Consider the following 17,742-nt stretch of genomic DNA (forward strand, 5'->3'; position numbering starts at 1 on the left):
GCGTGGGGGGCGTGACGTCGCCCAAGCCCGCCCCGCCCCATCCCATCGGTCGCATCCCCGTCATCGAGGTCTCCCCCGTCGTCGAGGGCGGGCGCTGGCCCGCCAAGGCGACACCCGGCGAGGTCGTCCCGGTCGAGGCCACCGTCTTCCGCGAGGGTCACGACGCCGTCAACGCCACCGCCGTGCTGTTCACCCCCGACCGGCGTCTGCACTCGTGGGCCCCCATGCGGGACGTCGCCCCCGGGCTCGACCGGTTCCAGGGGTTCCTGCAGCCCGACGCCCCGGGCGACTGGTCGTTCCGCGTCGAGGCATGGTCCGACCCGTACGCCACCTGGGCCCACGACGCCACGATCAAGGTCGCGGCCGGACAGGACGTCGACCTCATGCTCGCCGAGGGCGCGCTGCTGTTCGAGCAGATCGTCGCCCCGCGCCTGCAGCAGCGCCGCACCGCCGAGGACGCGGAGCTCCTGGACCGCGTGGCCCGGGAGCTGGCCGACACGTCCCGCCCGCCCGAGGCCCGCCTCGCCATGGCCACCCAGCACACCGTGCGCGACGCCCTGCGGCACATCCCGCTGCGCCGCCTGGTCTCGGCGAGCGCCACCTACCCGCTGCAGGTGGACCGCCGGCTGGCCCAGACCGGCGCCTGGTACGAGATCTTCCCTCGGTCCGAGGGGGCCACGCGCGACGCCGACGGCACCTGGCGGTCCGGCACCTTCGCCACCGCCGCGGAGCGCCTGCCCGCCATCGCCGCGATGGGATTCGACGTCGTCTACCTCACACCGGTCCACCCCATCGGCACGACCTTCCGCAAGGGCCGCAACAACACCCTCGAGGCCGAGCCCGGGGACCCCGGCAGCCCCTACGCGATCGGCTCGCCCGACGGCGGGCACGACGCGATCCACCCGGACCTGGGCACCGCGGAGGACTTCACCGCCTTCGTGGACGCCGCGCGCGGCCAGGGTCTCGAGGTCGCCCTGGACCTGGCGCTGCAGTGCTCGCCCGACCACCCGTGGGTCGCCGAGCACCCGGAGTGGTTCACCGTCCGCGCGGACGGGTCCATCGCCTACGCGGAGAACCCGCCGAAGAAGTACCAGGACATCTACCCGCTGAACTTCGACACCGACCCGGTCGGGCTCTCCCACGAGGTCCTGCGCATCGTGCGGCTGTGGATCGACCGCGGCGTCACGCTGTTCCGGGTGGACAACCCGCACACCAAGCCGTTGGACTTCTGGGAGTGGCTGCTGGCGGAGGTCCGCGCCACGAACCCGGAGGTGATCTTCCTGTCCGAGGCGTTCACCAAGCCCGCCATGATGCAGACGCTCGGGCGGATCGGGTTCCACCAGTCGTACACCTACTTCACCTGGCGCAACACCGGCGAGGAGATCACGGAGTACCTGGCCGAGGTCTCCGGGGAGCAGGGCGCCGTCATGCGGCCCGCGTTCTGGCCCACGACGCACGACATCCTGCCGCCGTACCTCCAGCACGGCGGCGTCGCCGGGTTCGCCGTGCGGGCCGTGCTCGCGGCGACCGGCAGCCCCACGTGGGGCATCTACTCGGGCTACGAGCTCGTGGAGAACGTGCCCCGCCCGGGCGTCGAGGAGCAGATCGACAACGAGAAGTACGAGTACCGGCCGCGCGACTGGTCGGCCGCCGACGACATCGGCATCGCCACGCTGCTGCGGCGGCTGAACGAGATCCGTCGCGACCACCCGGCCCTGCAGCAGCTGCGCAACCTGACCGTCCATCCCACGACCAACCCCCAGGTGATCGCCTACTCGCGGCGCGTCCGCGCCGAGCACCTGCCCGCGGCCGGCCGTCCCGGGTCCGGCCACGACGACGTCGTGCTCGTGGTGATCAACCTCGACCCCCACCACCCCCAGGAGTCGACCGTGCTGCTCGATCTCGAGGCCCTCGGCCTGGACGCTCCCGACGACGTCGAGGACCAGCCCTTCTTCACCGTCCACGACGAGCTGTCCGGTGTCAGCTATCCGTGGGGGCGCCATCCCTACGTCCTGCTCGAACCGCAGGTGCAGGTCGGTCACGTGCTGAAGGTGGTGCCCGCATGAACGCCTCCGCACAGACCGGTGGCGTGGACGTCCCGCGCCCCATCACCCGCCAGATCCCCGTCCAGGCGCTGCCGCCGCGGCGCCAGCCGGAACCGCCGCCGCTGCCGAAGCCCGGCCTGGTCGAGGACCCGGACTGGTACCGCAAGGCGGTCTTCTACGAGGTGATGGTCCGCAGCTTCACCGACTCCGAGGGCGCCGGGTCGGGAGACCTGCGCGGGGTCATGGACCGGCTCGACTACCTGCAGTGGCTCGGGGTCGACTGCCTGTGGCTGCCGCCCTTCTACCCGTCCCCGCAGCGCGACGGCGGCTACGACGTCGCGGACTTCACCGCGATCGCCCCGCAGTACGGGTCGCTGCAGGACTTCGGCCGGCTCATCGAGGCGGCGCACGCGCGCGGCATCCGGATCATCATCGACCTGGTCATGAACCACACCAGCGACCAGCACCCCTGGTTCCAGGCGTCCCGCTCCGACCCCGAGGGCCCCTACGGCGACTTCTACGTGTGGGCGGACGACGACTCCGGCTACCAGGACGCGCGGATCATCTTCGTCGACACCGAGACCTCGAACTGGACCTTCGACCCGGTGCGCCGCCAGTACTACTGGCACCGGTTCTTCAGCCACCAGCCGGACCTGAACTACGAGAACCCGAAGGTCGCCGAGGCGATGTTCGACGTCGTCCGATTCTGGCTGCGCTCCGGCGTCGACGGCTTCCGGCTCGACGCGGTGCCCTACCTGTACGAGGAGGAGGGCACCAACTGCGAGAACCTGCCGCGCACGCACGAGTTCCTGCGGCGCGTGCGGGCGATGATCGACGAGGAGTTCCCCGGGCGGATCATGCTGGCCGAGGCCAACCAGTGGCCGCACGACGTCGTGGACTACTTCGGGACCAGCGAGGACCCGGAGTGCCACATGTGCTTCCACTTCCCGGTGATGCCGCGCATCTTCTACGCCCTGCGCGACCAGCGGGCCACCCAGCTCCTGGACATCATGGCCGACACCCCGGAGATCCCGGCCGCCGGCGGGCAGTGGAGCACGTTCCTGCGCAACCACGACGAGCTCACCCTCGAGATGGTCTCCACCGAGGAGCGCGCCGCGATGTACGGGTGGTACGCCCACGACCCGCGCATGCGCGCCAACGTGGGCATCCGCCGTCGGCTCGCGCCGCTGCTGGACAACTCCCGCAAGGAGATCGAGCTCGCCCACGCCCTGCTGCTGTCCCTGCCGGGCAGCCCGTGCCTGTACTACGGCGACGAGATCGGGATGGGCGACAACATCTGGCTGCCCGACCGCGACGCCGTGCGCACGCCCATGCAGTGGACGCCCGACCGCAACGCCGGGTTCTCCACGGCCGACCCGGGCAAGCTGTACCTGCCGCTGAACCAGTCGCTGGTGCACCACTACCACCACATCAACGTGGAGGCACAGCTCGCGCAGCCGACCTCCCTGCTGCACTGGGTGCACGGCATGCTGGGCGTGCGGCGGCTGCACCCGACGTTCGGCACCGGCGGCTTCCGCGCCTGCGAGGTGGACGACGAGGCGATCCTCGCCTTCGTGCGGTCCGGCGACGAACAGCTCGTGGTGGCCGCCAACCTGTCCACGACGGCGCGGTCGGCCACGGTCTCGCTGCCCGGCATGGAGGGCTGGACGCTGACGGACCTCTTCGGCGGCGGCCGGTTCCCCCAGGTGTCCGCCGACGGCACGGTGCAGCTGTCCTGGGGCTCGCGCGACTTCTACTGGCTCCTGGCCACTCCCCCGGACCCGAGCGACGACGAAGGGTAGGCCCGATGATCGACGTCTCCGTCCAGCACGCAGCCCCCGACCCGAGCGTCGGTGAGCTGCTCGCGGCCTGGCTGCCGACGCAGCGCTGGTTCCCCGGCGGCACGTCGGTGCGCGCCGAGCCCTGGTTGGCGGTGACGTTCGACCAGGAAGGGGCCGACGTCGCCGGGACCGACGGCGCGCACGGCGACGTCGTGCTGCTGCTCACGCGCCTCGTGGGGCCCGAGCTCCCCGGCGGTGAGCTCCTCGCCCAGGTGCCGCTCGTGCTGAGCGACCCCGAGCACGTCAGCCTGGGGCACATCGGCACGGTGGAGACCGCCTCGGGCGCGATCGCCGTGCACGACGGCGGCGCGAACCCGGCCTGCTGGGTGCTGCTGCTGCGTGCCATGGGCATCACCGGGGACGCCGCGACCCTGACCGAGCGCGGTCGGGTCCTGGCGGGCGAGCAGTCCAACACGTCGGTGATCCTGCCGGGGGTGCCCTCCCCCGGCGGTGCGGGCGGGATGCTCAAGATCCTGCGCACCATCGCCGACGGGCCCCACCCCGACGTCGTCGTGCCCCAGGCGCTGACGGCCGACGGCTGGGAGGGCGTCCCGCGGTTCCTCGGCGCGCTGGAGATCGACGCCGACGACTCGACCGAGAGCTCGGTGCACCTGGCGATCCTGTCCGAGCTCGTGCCGCACGCCGAGGACGGGTTCGAGCTGGCCTGCGACCTGGCCAGCCGCGGCGAGTCCTTCGCCGAGCACGCCGGCGACCTGGGACGCCTGGTGGCCGAGCTCCACCAGCGGATGGCCACGCTGCTGCCCGTCGGCCCGCCGCTGGACGCCACCCGGTTCGTCGCCGGGCTGCGCCGGCGTGCCGACCGCGCCGTGGCCGAGGCCGACGTGCTCGCCCCACGGGCCGCGGAGATCTCGGCGCTGCTGGACGACCTCGAGCAGCGGCTGGCGGCTCTGCCGGAGCCGGTCGCGACCCAGCGCATCCACGGCGACCTGCACCTGGGCCAGACGCTGTTCGGCGAGGGCTGGAAGGTCCTCGACTTCGAGGGCGAGCCGCAGCGCTCGGTCGACGAGCGGACCGCACCGGACCTGCCCCTGCGCGACGTGGCGGGCATGCTGCGGTCCTTCGACTACGCCGCGGCGGTCGCCGAGGCGCCCGACCCGGCGACGTGGCAGGCGGAGGCGGCCGAGGCGTTCCTCGCCGGGTACCGCGACGCGGCCCTCGCCGGGTCCGGCCTCGACGCCGAGACCGCCGCGACGGTGCTCGACGCCCTCGTGCTGGACAAGGCGCTGTACGAGGTGGTCTACGAGTCCCACCACCGGCCCACCTGGCTGCCCATCCCGCTGGGTGCGGTGGACCGGCTGCTGCGGGACTGACGCGGCCATGCCGCGTGCGTGTTGCGGACGCGGCCCCGACCAGGAAGTGGAAGGGTGGAGGACATGACGTCCGTGCCATCTGCTGTCGACCCGGAACTCCTCACCGCCGTCGCGCGCGGCACCACGCACGACCCGCACGCGGTGCTCGGCGCGCACCTGCTGCCCGTCGACGGAGACAGTCCGTCGGCGGCGGTGGTGCGGGTGCTGCGCCCCCTGGCCGACGAGGTCGTGGTCGTCGCGGGCGGACCCGACGGGGACGTCGAGCAGCCCGCGACCCACGAGGCCGGCGGGGTGTGGAGCGCGGTCGTCCCGGCCCTCACGGACGACGACGGCACCCGGCACGTGCCCGACTACCGGGTCCGGACCCGCTACGGCGACGACGTCCAGACCGCCGACGACCCGTACCGCTTCCTGCCCTCGCTCGGCGAGGTCGACCTGCACCTGGTGGGCGAGGGCCGCCACGAGGAGTTGTGGCGGGTGCTCGGCGCGAACCGGCACGTCTACCCCAGCGCGCGCGGCGACGTCGTCGGCACCTCCTTCGCGGTGTGGGCGCCCAACGCCCGCGGCGTGCGCCTGGTCGGGGACCACAACCGCTGGACGTCGGTGCACCCGATGCGCTCCCTCGGCTCCAGCGGCGTGTGGGAGATCTTCGTGCCCGGCGTCGGCCCCGGCACCCGCTACAAGTACGAGATCTGCGGCCCGGACGGCACCTGGCGCGCCAAGGCCGACCCGCTGGCGAAGGCGACCGAGGTGCCGCCCGCGACCGCCTCCGTCGTCGTGCACAGCGACTACACCTGGGACGACCACGACTGGATGACCCGACGGGCGTCCCGGGACCAGCACGGCGGCCCGATGAGCGCCTACGAGGTGCACCTCGGCTCCTGGCGCCCCGGCCTCGGCTACCGCGAGCTCGCCGAGCAGCTCACGGAGTACGTCGTCGAGCAGGGCTTCACCCACGTCGAGCTGCTGCCCGTGGCCGAGCACCCGTTCGGCGGGTCGTGGGGCTACCAGGTCACGAGCTACTACGCGCCGACGTCGCGGTTCGGCTCCCCGGACGACTTCCGGTTCCTGGTCGACCGGCTGCACCAGGCCGGCATCGGCGTCATCCTCGACTGGGTGCCCGCGCACTTCCCGCGGGACGACTTCGCCCTGGCGCGGTTCGACGGCACCCCGCTGTACGAGCACGCCGACCCTCGACGCGGCGAGCAGCCCGACTGGGGCACCTACGTCTTCGACTTCGGCCGGCGCGAGGTGCGCAACTTCCTCGTCGCGAACGCCACCTACTGGTTCGAGGAGTTCCACGCCGACGGCCTGCGCGTCGACGCCGTCGCGTCGATGCTCTACCTCGACTACTCGCGCAACGAGGGCGAGTGGACCCCGAACGTCCACGGCGGGCGCGAGAACCTCGAGGCGATCAGCTTCATCCAGGAGGCCAACGCGACCGCCTACCGCCGCACCCCCGGCGTGCTGATGATCGCCGAGGAGTCCACGGCCTTCCCCGGGGTGACCCGGCCCACCGACTCCGGCGGTCTCGGGTTCGGCCTGAAGTGGAACATGGGCTGGATGAACGACACGCTGCAGTACGTCGCCAAGGACCCGATGTACCGCAGCCACCACCACGGCGAGCTGACGTTCTCGCTGGTCTACGCGTTCTCCGAGCAGTACGTGCTGCCCATCAGCCACGACGAGGTCGTGCACGGCAAGGGCTCGCTGCTGCGCAAGATGCCCGGCGACCGGTGGCAGCAGCTCGCCGGGGTGCGCTCCTTCCTCGCCTACCAGTGGACCCACCCGGGCAAGCAGCTGCTGTTCATGGGCAGCGAGTTCGCCCAGGAGGCCGAGTGGAACGAGGGCACCGGTCTGGACTGGTGGAGCCTGGACGACGCCGGGCACGCGGGCGTGCAGCACCTGGTGCGAGACCTGAACCGCCTCTACCGCGCGACGCCGTCGCTGTGGGAACGCGACTTCGACGGGTCCGGCTTCGAGTGGATCGAGGCCGGGGACGCCGGCCGCAACCTGCTGGCCTACGTCCGGCGGGCGGCCGACGGCTCACCGGTCGTGGTGGTCGTGAACTTCGCGGGCGTGCCCCACGAGGGCTACCGGCTCGGTCTGCCGCACGGCGGCGCCTGGACCGAGGTGCTGAACACCGACGCGGTCGAGTACGGGGGCTCCGGCGTGGTCAACGTCGGCGACGTCGTCGCCGAGGAGACCCCCTGGCACGGCCGCGCGCAGTCGGCGGCCCTGCGGGTCCCGCCGCTCGGTGCCCTGGTCCTCGCCCCGCGCTGAGCCCCGCCGGCCGGCCCGGTCGTCGGGTCCTTGTGCCGTCAGGACGACTCGAGCCGGCGGAACCCGGACCCGGTGCGGTGTCGGCGGGGCCGCGCGCGGTCGTCGGACGGGGAGCGCAGGGCGCGCAGCGCCCGTGAGCGCGACCGCGCGGGGTCCTGGCGACACCGCACCGCCCGAGCCACGTCGGCTCAGTACAGGAACATCATCATCTTCTTGCGGGCCTTGACGACCCGGGAGTCGGACGTCCCGACGACCTCGAACAGGTCGACCAGCCGCGCCCGCAGCTTCTCCTTGTCGTCCGCGTCGGCGCCGGGCATGAGCTGCAGCAGCCGGTCGAACGCGTCGTCGACCTTCCCGCCGAGCATGTCCATGTCGGCGACGGCGAGCTGGGCGTCGACGTCGGCGGGTGCGTCCGCCGCAGCGGTGCGCACCTGCTGCAGGTCGGCACCGCGGGTGCGCTGCATGAGGCGTACCTGGGCGAGACCCGCCACGGCCTGGGCGTCGGTGGGGTCCTGGGTGACCGCCCGGGAGAAGGCGGTCGCCGCGGCGTCGAGGTCGTCGCGCTCGATGGCGTCGTAGGCCTCCTGGTGCAGCGGCGGCAGCGGCTCCTCGGGCTCCTCGGCGGGCTGCTCCGGCTCGTCGGCGCCGGCACCGGGGACGCGTCCCGTCACGCCGTTCTGCTCGGCGGCGGCGAGGACCTGGTCCAGCACACCGCGGATCTGCTCCTCGGAGGCGGCGCCCGCGAACAGCGGGAGCGGCTGCCCCTGCAGCACGGCGACGACGGTGGGGACGCCCTGCGGCTGGAACGCCGCCGCGATCTGCGGGTACTCGTTGGCGTCGACGCGTCCCAGCAGGAAGCGTCCGGCGTACTCGTCGGCGAGCCGGCCCAGCGTGGTGCCGAGGTCGGCGTTCGCCTGGTCCGTGGGCATCCACAGCAGGACCACGACGGGGTACGTCGTCGAGTCCTGGACGACCTGCTGGAAGTTCGCGTCGGTCAGGTCGACGACGAACCCCCCGGCCGTCGGTGCGCCGCCCGGCTCCCCGGGGGGCGGGGACTGGGGTCGGTTCAGGGCCGACAGGTCGACGGCGCCGCGCGGGCTGAAGCTCGGCTCGGGCGTGGGAGTGCTCATGGGAACATCCTACGAAGTCTCAGCCGTCGGACCCGTCGTCGTTCGACTCCCGGTCGGTGTTGCGGTCGCCGGGGATCGAGGTCGCCGCGTCCGTGGAGACGTGGGAGTAGCCCAGCGGCCGGATCGGTTCGTCGGACCCCTGCGGCGGCACGTAGAGCGCCACCTGGTCGGTGTACTCCACGTACAGCTCGTCGGTGTTGTCCTCGTCACCGATGAGGGCCTTCTGGGTCTCGGTCAGCGGGCCGATCTCGCCGTCCTCCTCGACCGTCACCCGGATGTTGCCGTCCAGCACGCCCATGACGACGGCACCGCCGTCCGAGGTGCGCACGGCGACGACCTGGTCGTCGCGCGAGGCGAACGTCAGCCGGTACTCGCCGTCGGCCTCCTGGAACGCCTCGGCACCGCGCACGTTGCGCGCGTCCGCCTGGACCCGCTTGACCAGGTCCTGGCTCTCTCCGGGCAGCTCGAAGGCGTCCGCGTGCTCGGCGTCGTCGGGCCCCTCGGCCACGAGGTCGGCGTAGCGCGCGAGCGCGGTGCTGGGCGTCACCACGAGGGACTCGTCGTCGGGCGCCACGGCGTCCGAGCCGATCGCCTCGGGGTCGGCGAAGTTCGGCAGGGTGGTGCCCGGGATGAGCTGTACCCAGGACCAGAGCTTGTAGTTGTCGCGGGCGGAGTCCTGCTGGTATGCCACCAGACGCGGAACCTCGAGGTTCTCGGTCGGCTGGGTGATGGTGAAGCTGACCCGCGGCCACGACTCGGTCGTCGGCAGGATCATCGCCTCGAGGTCGGTCGGGATGTTCGTCACGAGCGAGTCGTCGCCCCGCTCCTCGGCGACCCGGATCTGGCTGCGCCGGACCTCGAAGGCCGGCCCCTCCACGCGGGGGCGCAGCCGCTTCGGCTGCTCGTTCTCGCTCGCCTGGTCGAGCGACGCGGCCACCTCCTCGACGACGCGCGTCTGCTGGGCCGCGGTCAGCGCGGGTCCCGTGAACGGGTCGTCGGCGACGGGCGTCGGCAGCTCGTCGGCGCAGCCGGCCAGCAGGACGACGGTGGTCGCCGCACCGGCGGCGGCCGCGGCCCGGCGTCCGGGCCGGCGGGTGAAGTCCTTCATCGCTTGTCCTCGTCAGTCGTGTCGTCGTCCGCCGCGGGCGTCGTGCCACCGGTCGTGCCGCCGAAGCCCCAGGTCTCGCGCCATGCGGAGGCCCGACGGCTCTCGGCCGACGGCGCCTCCCCGGGCTCGCTGGGAGCCTGCGGACCGGCCGGCCCGCCAGGCCCCGGCACCACGGGGGTCTGGCCGGTCAGGGCGCGCAGCGCACGCCCCATGCCCGACGGGCCGGCGGCCCGGCGCTCCTCCTCGCGGCGCCGCAGCTCGCGGCGGGTCAGCGGCCGGCCGACGGCGTCGGCCGACGTCTCCTCGGCGTCCGCCGAGCTCTCCGGACCGGCCGGAGAGGTCGGCAGCGCGGGCGCCGGTGCCGGGACCGGCGCGCCGGCGGTCGGCGCGTCGGGGGCCGGGGCGTCGGGGGCCGGGGCGGACGGGCTCGCGGTGTCCTCGGCCGGGGCGGTGTCGCGTCGCAGCCGCGACCGCCGACGGAACCGGCCGGCGACCGGGACCGGGGCCGTGCCGGTCGAGTCGTCGTCCTGCGGGTCCGGGACCGTGGCGTCGTCCTGCGCCGAGGTCGCGTCGTCGGACGAGGTGCTCACCGTCTCGGGCCAGGACCCGCCCGTACGCCACGTGGCGGCGCCCGCCGCACCGGCGGCTGCCCCGGTGGTCGGCCCGAAGGGCGACGCGGCCGAGGAGCCGGACGCGCCGGACCCGGTGCCGGGGTCGCCGACGGTGGGCGACGACGTGGCGGGCGACGTGACGGGCGATGCGGTGGCGGCGCTCCCCGCGCGGCGGGTGCGCGCCTTCTTGCGCGACCGGCGGCCGGCGAGCAGCAGCACCACGCCCACGAGGAGCAGCACGCCACCCGCGCCGACGGCGGGCCACAGCAGCGGCGTGGAGACCTCGCGGTCCCAGGTCAGCTCGAGGGTCGGTGCCTCGACGTCGGTCGCGGCCTCCTCGGCGTCGGCCTGCTCGCCCTCCTCGCCCTCGGTCTCCTCGACGGGAGCGGGACCCGTCGCCGCGGCGAGCAGGACCCACCGGCCGGGGCGGTCCGTCCAGCGCAGGGTGACCTGCTCGGCGTCCACCAGCTCGGTGTCCCACATGTCGGATCCGGCCGGGGTCGGCGGCGGCTCGGCCGCCTCCTCCCCCTCGGCGTCCTCGGAGGCCTCGGCGTCGGCGTCCTCCTCGGCGGACCCGGCGACCTGCTCGGTGCTCAAGGTGTCCCAGTCGGTGAGACCGGTGACGCGCGTGTACGGGTCGTCACCGATCCACCCGGTGACGTCGACGTCCCGGCCGACGACCACGGCGACCTGCTGCCCTGCGGGCACGGAGGCCGTGACGGTCACCTCGGAGTCGACGAGGTCGAGCACCCCCGGGTCGGTGACGACGAACGTCCCGTCCCCGGTAGGCCTGGCGGTCGCGGCGACCGTGTCGGACTCGCGCAGGACGGTCGCGGTCGCGACCCCGAACGCGATGGCGCCCAGTCCGGCGAGGACCAGGACGACACCCAGAATGCGTTGCAGCACCGAGCTTCCCTTTCGACGTGGACTCCTCAGGATAGGGATGCGTGAGGAGCCGCCCGGACACAGGAGTCGTTCCGCAGCATCGGTTCACGAACCCTTCACGAGTCGGGTACCAGCATCCTCGAGCCTCCCACGCCTGCGCACAGCACGACCACCTGGAGAGACGCGGGCGGCGCCGTCCCGCGCGTCGGAGGTGCGACGCAGCACGTCCTGGGTGTCGGCGGCCTGCCACGCCCACTATCCTGAGCGGAGCCGGGGCACCCACGACGTACGGAGGTCTTCACGTGTCCGACGAGCGCACGCTCTTCCCGATCACCATGCGCGGCTACGACCGCGCCGCGGTCGAGAGCCAGATCTCCCGTCTCGAGCAGGCCGTGGAGGAGGCGCGCCGCAACGTCGAGGCCACCGACGCGCGGGCGATGCAGCTCTCCTCCGAGCTCGCCGACGCCCACCGCCAGCTGCGCGAGAACGACAAGCCGTCCTACGCCGGCCTCGGGGCCCGTGCCGAGCGGCTGCTGCGGTCGGCGGACGAGCAGTCGGCGGAGGTCCTCCGGCAGGCGAACCAGCAGGCGTCCGACATCATGGCCCGCGCGAAGCTGTCGGCCGGGCAGGTCCGGCAGCGCGCCGAGTCCGAGGCCTCGGAGCTGCTCGCCAGCGCGCGACGCGAGGCCGAGGAGATCCGGTCCACGACCGCGGCGGAGGCCGAGGGCACGCTGCAGGGCGCCCAGCGTCGCGCCGAGGAGCTCGTCGGTTCCGCCGAGCGCGAGGCCGCGCTGATCACCAGCACCCTCGCCACCGAGGAGAGCGAGCGCCGCGCCGGTCTCGAGCGCGAGGTCGGCACGATGCGCACGACGGCGGAGCGCGAGGTGACCGAGGCCCGTGTCGAGGCCGACCGCGAGATCGCCCAGATGCGCGCCGCGGCCGCCGCCGAGTCCGCCGCCCTGCGCGAGGAGGCCGAGCGCGAGGCCAACGACCTCATGGAGCGCACCCGCAACGAGGCCGCGCGGATCGTGGCCGACGCCAAGCACCAGGCGGCCGAGTCCGCCCACGCGGTCACCTCCGAGCTCGAGGACCTGCGGGAGCAGGCCCGGGCCACGCTCGCCGACGCCGAGCTGCAGGCCGCGCAGACCCGGGAGCGCGTCGAGACCGACGCCGCCCAGCGGCACGAGGCGGCACGAGCCGAGACCGAGCGCGTGGTGCGCGAGGCGGAGGAGCACGCCGCCGAGGCCGAGAAGCGGGTCGCCGCGGCCCTGCAGCAGGCCGACCGCGTCCGCTCCGAGTCCGACGCCTACGTCAAGGAGCTCGTCGCCGACGCCCGGCGGACCGCGGACTCCATCGTCTCCGAGGCGCGGACCTTCGCCGAGCAGACGGTCTCCGACGCCCAGGCCGAGGCCGACCAGAGCCGCACGTCCGCGGAGCGCCAGCTCGAGGACCTCACCCGCCGTCACGACTCGATCAACTCCTACCTGGAGGAGCTGCGGGGGCTGCTCGGCAGCGAGAAGGTCGCCGACATCGCGGAGGACGCACCGGTCGACACCGGCGCACCGGTCGACACGGGCGACGACGCCGAGGCCGTGACCCCGGCCGCGGCCTCCGCCACGTCCTCGGCCCCGGCCCCGGCCGAGTCGCCCGCCGGCGACGCCGTCGAGGACGAGGACGCGGAGGCCGACCGGGCCGCGCTGGACCAGACACCGGCGCAGGCCGCTCGTGCCGCCTCGACCCAGTCCGCCGCGGCGGACGACTCGGCGTCGGCCGACTCGGGCAGCACCGCCTCCCCGCCCGCGCCCAGCGACTCGCCCACGGCGGAGAGCTCGACGACGTCGCGGGCCTGACCGACCCCGGGAACGTGCCGAGGGGGACCGCCGCGGCGGTCCCCCTCGGCACGTCCGGGTCAGAGCTGCTCGACGACCCGCTCGTGCAGCTCGGTGAGCGCCTGCGCCACGGCCGCGGGCTCCTCGAGGGTGCTGAGGTGGGCGGCGTTCGCCACGACGTGCAGCGTCGCGTCCGACGCGGCGTCGACCATGTGCTTGGCCTCGTCGATCGGGGTGATGGTGTCCTCCGCCCCGACCACGACGGCCACGGGGCCGGTGAACCGGTGCAGCACGTCGGTGCGGTCGGGTCGTGCCGCCATCGCGCGCTGGGCCCACGCCACGGCGGACGGGGACTGCGACCGGATCCAGTGGTCGACCGTCGGGTAGAGGCTGCGGCGCTCCATCTTGCTCGTCGGACCGAGCAGCTTGTCCGGCATCCCCATCACCGCGTCGAGGGTCTGCGTGTCCTCGACGGCGCGCGCGGTCGCCAGCCGTCCGGCCCGCGCCTCCTCGGTGTCCGCCGTCGACTTGGTGTCCACCAGGCCGAGGCCGTGGACGACCTCGGGGTGGCGCTCGGCGAGCGTCAGGGCGACGTAGCCGCCCATCGACAGACCGACGACCGCGCCGTTGCCCTCCCCGGCGTGACGCAGCGCGGCGTGCACGGCGTCGGCGGCGGCCTCCAGGGTCGGCGGGGTGTGACCGAGGTCGCTGTGGCCGAAGCCGGGCAGGTCGACGGCGACGACCCGCAGCCCGGGGGGCAGCTCGGCGACCACGGGGCTCCACATCCGGTGGTCGAGCGGGAAGCCGTGGAGCAGGACCAGAGGGACGCCCGCCCCGTCGTGCAGGACGTGCGTCGCCAGGGGGGTGGGCGTCATGGTCGTCATCCTCTCGTGGGGGCGGAGGGGAGGTCCGAGGCGTGCTCGACCTCTCCGGCGTAACGGGTCGGCAGGGGGGCGTGGCCGGGCAGGACGTGCTGGACGATCTCGTCGAGGACGCGGCGCACCGCGGGCTCGCCCACCCACAGGTGCTTGGCGCCGTCGACACCGATGACCTCGGCCTGGGGCACGCGGGCGAACCGGGCACGGGCCTCGTCGGGACGCAGGTAGTCGTCGTGCTCGGGGACCAGGACGACGAGCGGCTTGCCGAACTCCGCCCAGCGGTCGAGGTCGGCGTCCGTCGCGCGGTGCAGCGGCGGGGAGAGCAGGATCGCGCCCTCGATGCTCGGGTCGGCGCCGTGCTTGAGGACGAGCTCGGTCCCGAAGCTCCAGCCGACCAGCCACGGGCGCGGCAGCTCGCGGAACTCGGCGAGCTCGAGCGCCGCCGCGACGTCGTACTGCTCGGCCCCCCCGCCGTCGAACGAGCCCTCGGAGGTCCCCCGCGACGACGAGGTGCCCCTCGTGTTGAAGCGCAGGACCGCCAGGTCGGCCAGCTCCGGGAGCCGCCATGCCGCCTTGCGGTAGACGTGCGAGTCCATGTAGCCGCCGTGGGTGGGCAGCGGGTGGAACGTCAGCAGCGTGGCCACCGGGTCGCGGTCGGCCGGCAGGGCGAGCTCGCCGACGAGCGTCAGCCCGTCCGCGGTGTGCAGGTCGACGTCCTCCCGCCGCGCGGGCAGGACGGTCATCGAGCGGATCTGGTGGCCGGTGGCGGTGTCCTCGTTCATCACCTCCCAGCCTAGTTCGCGCCGGATCTCCTGCGCGTCCAGGGAGCGTGTCGTGCGACGTCAGAGCAGACGTTCGCGACGCTGCCAGCAGGAGGAGTGCCAGTGCCGACGGTCGGCGAGGCCCGCCGCCTCACCGCCCCAGGCGTCCCGCTGCCACGCGACCACGTGCGCCGTCCCCGGCGGGATCTGCTGCCGGCAGGCCGGGCACACGTACGGCTTGTCGCCGCCGCGCACCCGCCGCACCGTCCACTCGCCGTCCGCGGCGGTCTCGTGCCGGACGCCGCCCAGCGCGCGGTCCATGTCGAGGGGCTGGTGCTGCGCGCCCCAGGGACGCTTGCGGGAGGGACGACGGGACGGCATGAGTCCATTGTGGCCTGCCGGGCCCGGCAGGAACCACCGGCCGAGCCCGACCGTTAGAGTGGTCCGGGTCCGTCGACCGGACGAACCACCCCGCGACCGAAGGACTATCCGTGAAGCTCCGTACTCCCGCCGCCCTCGGCGTCGCGCTGGCCGCCGCCCTCGTGCTGAGCGGTTGCAGCGACGACGGCGACGCTCCCGACGGCGCGGAACCGTCGGCGTCCGCCTCCGCCGACTCCTCGGCCTCCGCCACCGCACCGGCGCAGGCCGACCCGACCGACGAGGACATCGCCGCCCTGGAGGCCGTCGAGGTCTCCGGAGAGCCCGGGTCCGAGCCGGAGCTGTCCTTCGAGGAGATCGAGGTCTCCGTGCCGACGCACCGGGTCGTGGACGAGGGCGACGGCGACGAGCTCGTCGAGGGCATGAAGGTCCGCATGCAGTACGTGACCTACGACGCCGCCGGCCAGCGGGTGAGCTCGACCTGGGAGGTCGACTCCCCGCAGAGCTTCGTGCTCGGCGACCCCCAGTTCGACCTGCTGACCGAGCCCCTCGTGGGCCAGTCCGTCGGCACCCGCGTGCTGCTGGCGAACCCGATCGTGGACCAGGAGAACAACCCGACCACGGCCGTGAACCTCATCGAGGTCGTCGAGGCGTACGAGATCCCCGACCGCGCCGAGGGCGAGACGGTCGAGCCCGCCGAGGGCCTGCCGACCGTGACGCTGGGCGAGGACGGCGCGCCGTCGATCGAGATCCCCGGCGGCTACGAGGGGCCCGAGCAGCTGGTCTCCCAGACGCTGATCCGCGGCGACGGCGCCGAGGTGTCGGCCGACCAGACGGTGACCGCGCACTACACGGGCTGGACGCTGGACGGCGAGGTCTTCGACTCGTCCTGGGAGCGCGGCGAGCCCGCCTCGTTCTCCCTGCAGCAGGTGATCCCGGGCTGGACCGACGGCCTGTCGGGCCAGACGGTCGGCAGCCAGGTGCTGCTGGTCATCCCGGCCGAGCAGGCCTACGGCGCCGAGGCCGTCGAGGGCAACGAGCTCGCCGGCGAGGACCTGATCTTCGTCGTCGACATCCTCGACGTGGAGTGACCCGGTCCACCCACCGCTGATCGCGCGCGCCGGCGGGCCACCTCTGGGGGGGTGGCCCGCCGTCGTCGTAGTGTCGTGCCCATGAGCGACGAGCAGCGTGAGGTCCTGACCTGGTCCGACTTCGCCGCGGGGGTGCGACGGCTCGCCGAGCAGGTCGTGGCCGACGGGTTCCGCCCCGACGTGGTGGTCGCCGTGGCGCGTGGCGGCCTGGTGCCCGGCGGTGCCGTGGCCTACGCCCTGGGCACCAAGGGCGTCGGCACGATGAACGTGGAGTTCTACACCGACATCGGCCGCACCCTGCGCGACCCACGCGTCCTGCCGCCGCTGATGGACACCGCCGAGCTGCCCGGGTCGCGCGTCCTCGTGGTCGACGACGTCGCGGACTCGGGCCGCACGCTCGAGCTGGTGATGCGGATGCTCGCCGAGCAGGGGGCCGACGCCCGGGCCGCCGTGCTGTACACCAAGCCGCGCTCCGTCTACCGGCCGGAGTACTCGTGGCGCGAGACGGACCGGTGGATCACGTTCCCGTGGTCCGCCGACCCGCCCGTCCCGGGGGCCGTCGACTCCCCCGCCTGACCCGGGGCCGGCTCAGCGCACCCAGGGCGAGTCGACGTCGAACGCCTGAGCGACCGAGGACATCTCGGCGTCGGTCAGACCCTGGGCGCGCCCGCCGGCGACGAGGTCCATGTACTCGTAGCGCGCCCCGGTCTCGGCGTACTCCACGCGGTCGACGGCGCGGGTCACGGACAGGTCGGACCGCGCCATCACCCCGTGCTTGGACCAGAGCACGATCTCGAAGTCCCGCAGACCCTCGACGTTCGCGGCCATGAGCTGCTCGGACCCGGGGACCATGAACTCCAGGACGCCGACACCGGCCGAGAGCGCCACGATCGACTCCGGCTCCCAGCGCAGGATCCGGGCGTTCATCGCGGCCGTGTCGCCGTAGGCGGGGACGTGCGACAGGTAGGTCAGGTGGATCGGCTGGGCGTGGACGACGGCCTGGAAGTCGACACCGCGTCGGGCGACCTGGTCCTGGTGGACCGCCAGGTGCGAGTTGAACTCGCTGGTGAGCTGGGCGAACAGCCGGCGCGGCGACGTGTGCAGGGTCGCCTCGCGCCCGCCGGGGTGCACCACGACCGCGCCGACGGCGGCCTCCGGGTCCTCGTGGATCTGGCGCAACCGTCGCCCGGAGCCCGTCACGAGCAGGGTCCGGCCGGCCAGGGCCGGGGCCTCGAGCGGCAGCGTGATCTGCTCGGTGCGAGGGAAACGCCGCGAGACGTCGACCTCCCACCCGAGGCACACGGAGATGTTGCCGGCCCCGGCCTCGGAGGCGTCGATCTCGCAGATGCGGGCGCCGCCGGATCCCATGGAGGACAGGATCTCGTCGAGCTCGGGTCGGGCACGGTCGTCGTCGGACATCAGTGTTCCTCGCTCTCGCTCCGCGGCCCGGTCGGAACACCGGACCGATGAATGAATCGTTTCAACCTGCCGGCGGGCCTGTCAACAGCACACGAGCTTTCGTGACGCACACCACGCCTGCGTCACCTGGTCGCCCCGGAAACGGACCGGCG

At 73.7% G+C, this 17,742-nt stretch carries 14 protein-coding genes; 7 read left to right on the top strand and 7 right to left on the bottom strand.

Translation table 11 applies throughout. The annotated features are described in order from the left end of the window. Nucleotides 1-2: 2 nt before the first annotated feature. From V5O49_RS03590 to glgB, 4 genes are all read left to right on the top strand, one after another. Complete coding sequence (locus tag V5O49_RS03590; protein WP_332901035.1) at nt 3-2,066, top strand: alpha-1,4-glucan--maltose-1-phosphate maltosyltransferase; 2,064 nt, start codon at nt 3-5, stop codon at nt 2,064-2,066. Continuing rightward, a complete protein-coding gene (gene treS / locus V5O49_RS03595; protein ID WP_332901036.1) occupies nt 2,063-3,847 on the top strand; it encodes a maltose alpha-D-glucosyltransferase in 1,785 nt (594 codons plus the stop codon). Before V5O49_RS03590 ends, treS begins: the two co-directional genes overlap by 4 nt. 5 nt (nt 3,848-3,852) lie before the next feature. Beyond that, nucleotides 3,853-5,217 (top strand): phosphotransferase, encoded by a 1,365-nt coding sequence (locus V5O49_RS03600; RefSeq protein WP_332901037.1) that lies wholly within the window; start codon nt 3,853-3,855, stop codon nt 5,215-5,217. A 63-nt stretch (nt 5,218-5,280) separates the two neighbouring features. After that, the gene (gene glgB, locus V5O49_RS03605) at nt 5,281-7,500 is read left to right on the top strand and encodes a 1,4-alpha-glucan branching protein GlgB (RefSeq protein ID WP_332901038.1); all 2,220 of its coding nucleotides are present in this window, start codon (nt 5,281-5,283) and stop codon (nt 7,498-7,500) included. A gap of 188 nt (nt 7,501-7,688) precedes the next feature. Here glgB and V5O49_RS03610 read toward each other — a convergent pair whose 3' ends face one another. From V5O49_RS03610 to V5O49_RS03620, 3 genes are read right to left on the bottom strand one after another with little or no spacing between them, the layout of a single operon-like run. Beyond that, nucleotides 7,689-8,630 (bottom strand): tetratricopeptide repeat protein, encoded by a 942-nt coding sequence (locus V5O49_RS03610; protein WP_332901039.1) that lies wholly within the window; start codon nt 8,628-8,630, stop codon nt 7,689-7,691. Nucleotides 8,631-8,649: 19 nt separating this feature from the next. Then, nucleotides 8,650-9,738, bottom strand: a complete 1,089-nt coding sequence (locus V5O49_RS03615) for a DUF8094 domain-containing protein (protein ID WP_332901040.1) — start codon at nt 9,736-9,738, stop codon at nt 8,650-8,652. Next, nucleotides 9,735-11,255, bottom strand: coding sequence for a hypothetical protein (locus tag V5O49_RS03620; RefSeq protein WP_332901041.1), 1,521 nt, complete (start codon nt 11,253-11,255; stop codon nt 9,735-9,737). Before V5O49_RS03620 ends, V5O49_RS03615 begins: the two co-directional genes overlap by 4 nt. A gap of 281 nt (nt 11,256-11,536) precedes the next feature. Between V5O49_RS03620 and V5O49_RS03625 the strand changes: the two genes are divergently transcribed. Next, the gene (locus V5O49_RS03625) at nt 11,537-13,084 is read left to right on the top strand and encodes a coiled-coil domain-containing protein (protein WP_332901042.1); all 1,548 of its coding nucleotides are present in this window, start codon (nt 11,537-11,539) and stop codon (nt 13,082-13,084) included. Nucleotides 13,085-13,143: 59 nt separating this feature from the next. On the opposite strand, the gene V5O49_RS03630 is transcribed toward V5O49_RS03625, so the two are convergent. From V5O49_RS03630 to V5O49_RS03640, 3 genes are read right to left on the bottom strand one after another with little or no spacing between them, the layout of a single operon-like run. Further along, on the bottom strand, nt 13,144-13,938 hold the full coding sequence (locus V5O49_RS03630; RefSeq protein WP_332901043.1) for an alpha/beta fold hydrolase: 795 nt from the start codon (nt 13,936-13,938) through the stop codon (nt 13,144-13,146). A gap of 5 nt (nt 13,939-13,943) precedes the next feature. Continuing rightward, nucleotides 13,944-14,723: an alpha/beta hydrolase gene (locus V5O49_RS03635; protein WP_332901044.1), complete on the bottom strand. Its 780-nt coding sequence runs from the start codon at nt 14,721-14,723 to the stop codon at nt 13,944-13,946. Nucleotides 14,724-14,783: 60 nt separating this feature from the next. Beyond that, a complete protein-coding gene (locus tag V5O49_RS03640) occupies nt 14,784-15,083 on the bottom strand; it encodes a hypothetical protein (protein WP_332901045.1) in 300 nt (99 codons plus the stop codon). Between the two features lie 110 nt (nt 15,084-15,193). On the opposite strand from V5O49_RS03640, the gene V5O49_RS03645 reads away from it, so the two are divergent. Together V5O49_RS03645 and V5O49_RS03650 are read left to right on the top strand one after the other, a co-directional pair. Beyond that, the gene (locus V5O49_RS03645; RefSeq protein ID WP_332901046.1) at nt 15,194-16,171 is read left to right on the top strand and encodes an FKBP-type peptidyl-prolyl cis-trans isomerase; all 978 of its coding nucleotides are present in this window, start codon (nt 15,194-15,196) and stop codon (nt 16,169-16,171) included. An 81-nt stretch (nt 16,172-16,252) separates the two neighbouring features. Further along, complete coding sequence (locus V5O49_RS03650) at nt 16,253-16,747, top strand: phosphoribosyltransferase (RefSeq protein ID WP_278235050.1); 495 nt, start codon at nt 16,253-16,255, stop codon at nt 16,745-16,747. A gap of 12 nt (nt 16,748-16,759) precedes the next feature. Here V5O49_RS03650 and V5O49_RS03655 read toward each other — a convergent pair whose 3' ends face one another. Beyond that, nucleotides 16,760-17,590 carry a class II aldolase/adducin family protein gene (locus tag V5O49_RS03655; RefSeq protein ID WP_332901047.1) on the bottom strand — a complete coding sequence of 277 codons (831 nt, stop codon included), beginning with the start codon at nt 17,588-17,590 and terminating at the stop codon, nt 16,760-16,762. Nucleotides 17,591-17,742 lie beyond the last annotated feature (152 nt).

The sequence above is a fragment of the Isoptericola haloaureus genome (genome assembly GCF_036689775.1).
Taxonomy (GTDB): Bacteria; Actinomycetota; Actinomycetes; order Actinomycetales; family Cellulomonadaceae; genus Isoptericola; species Isoptericola haloaureus.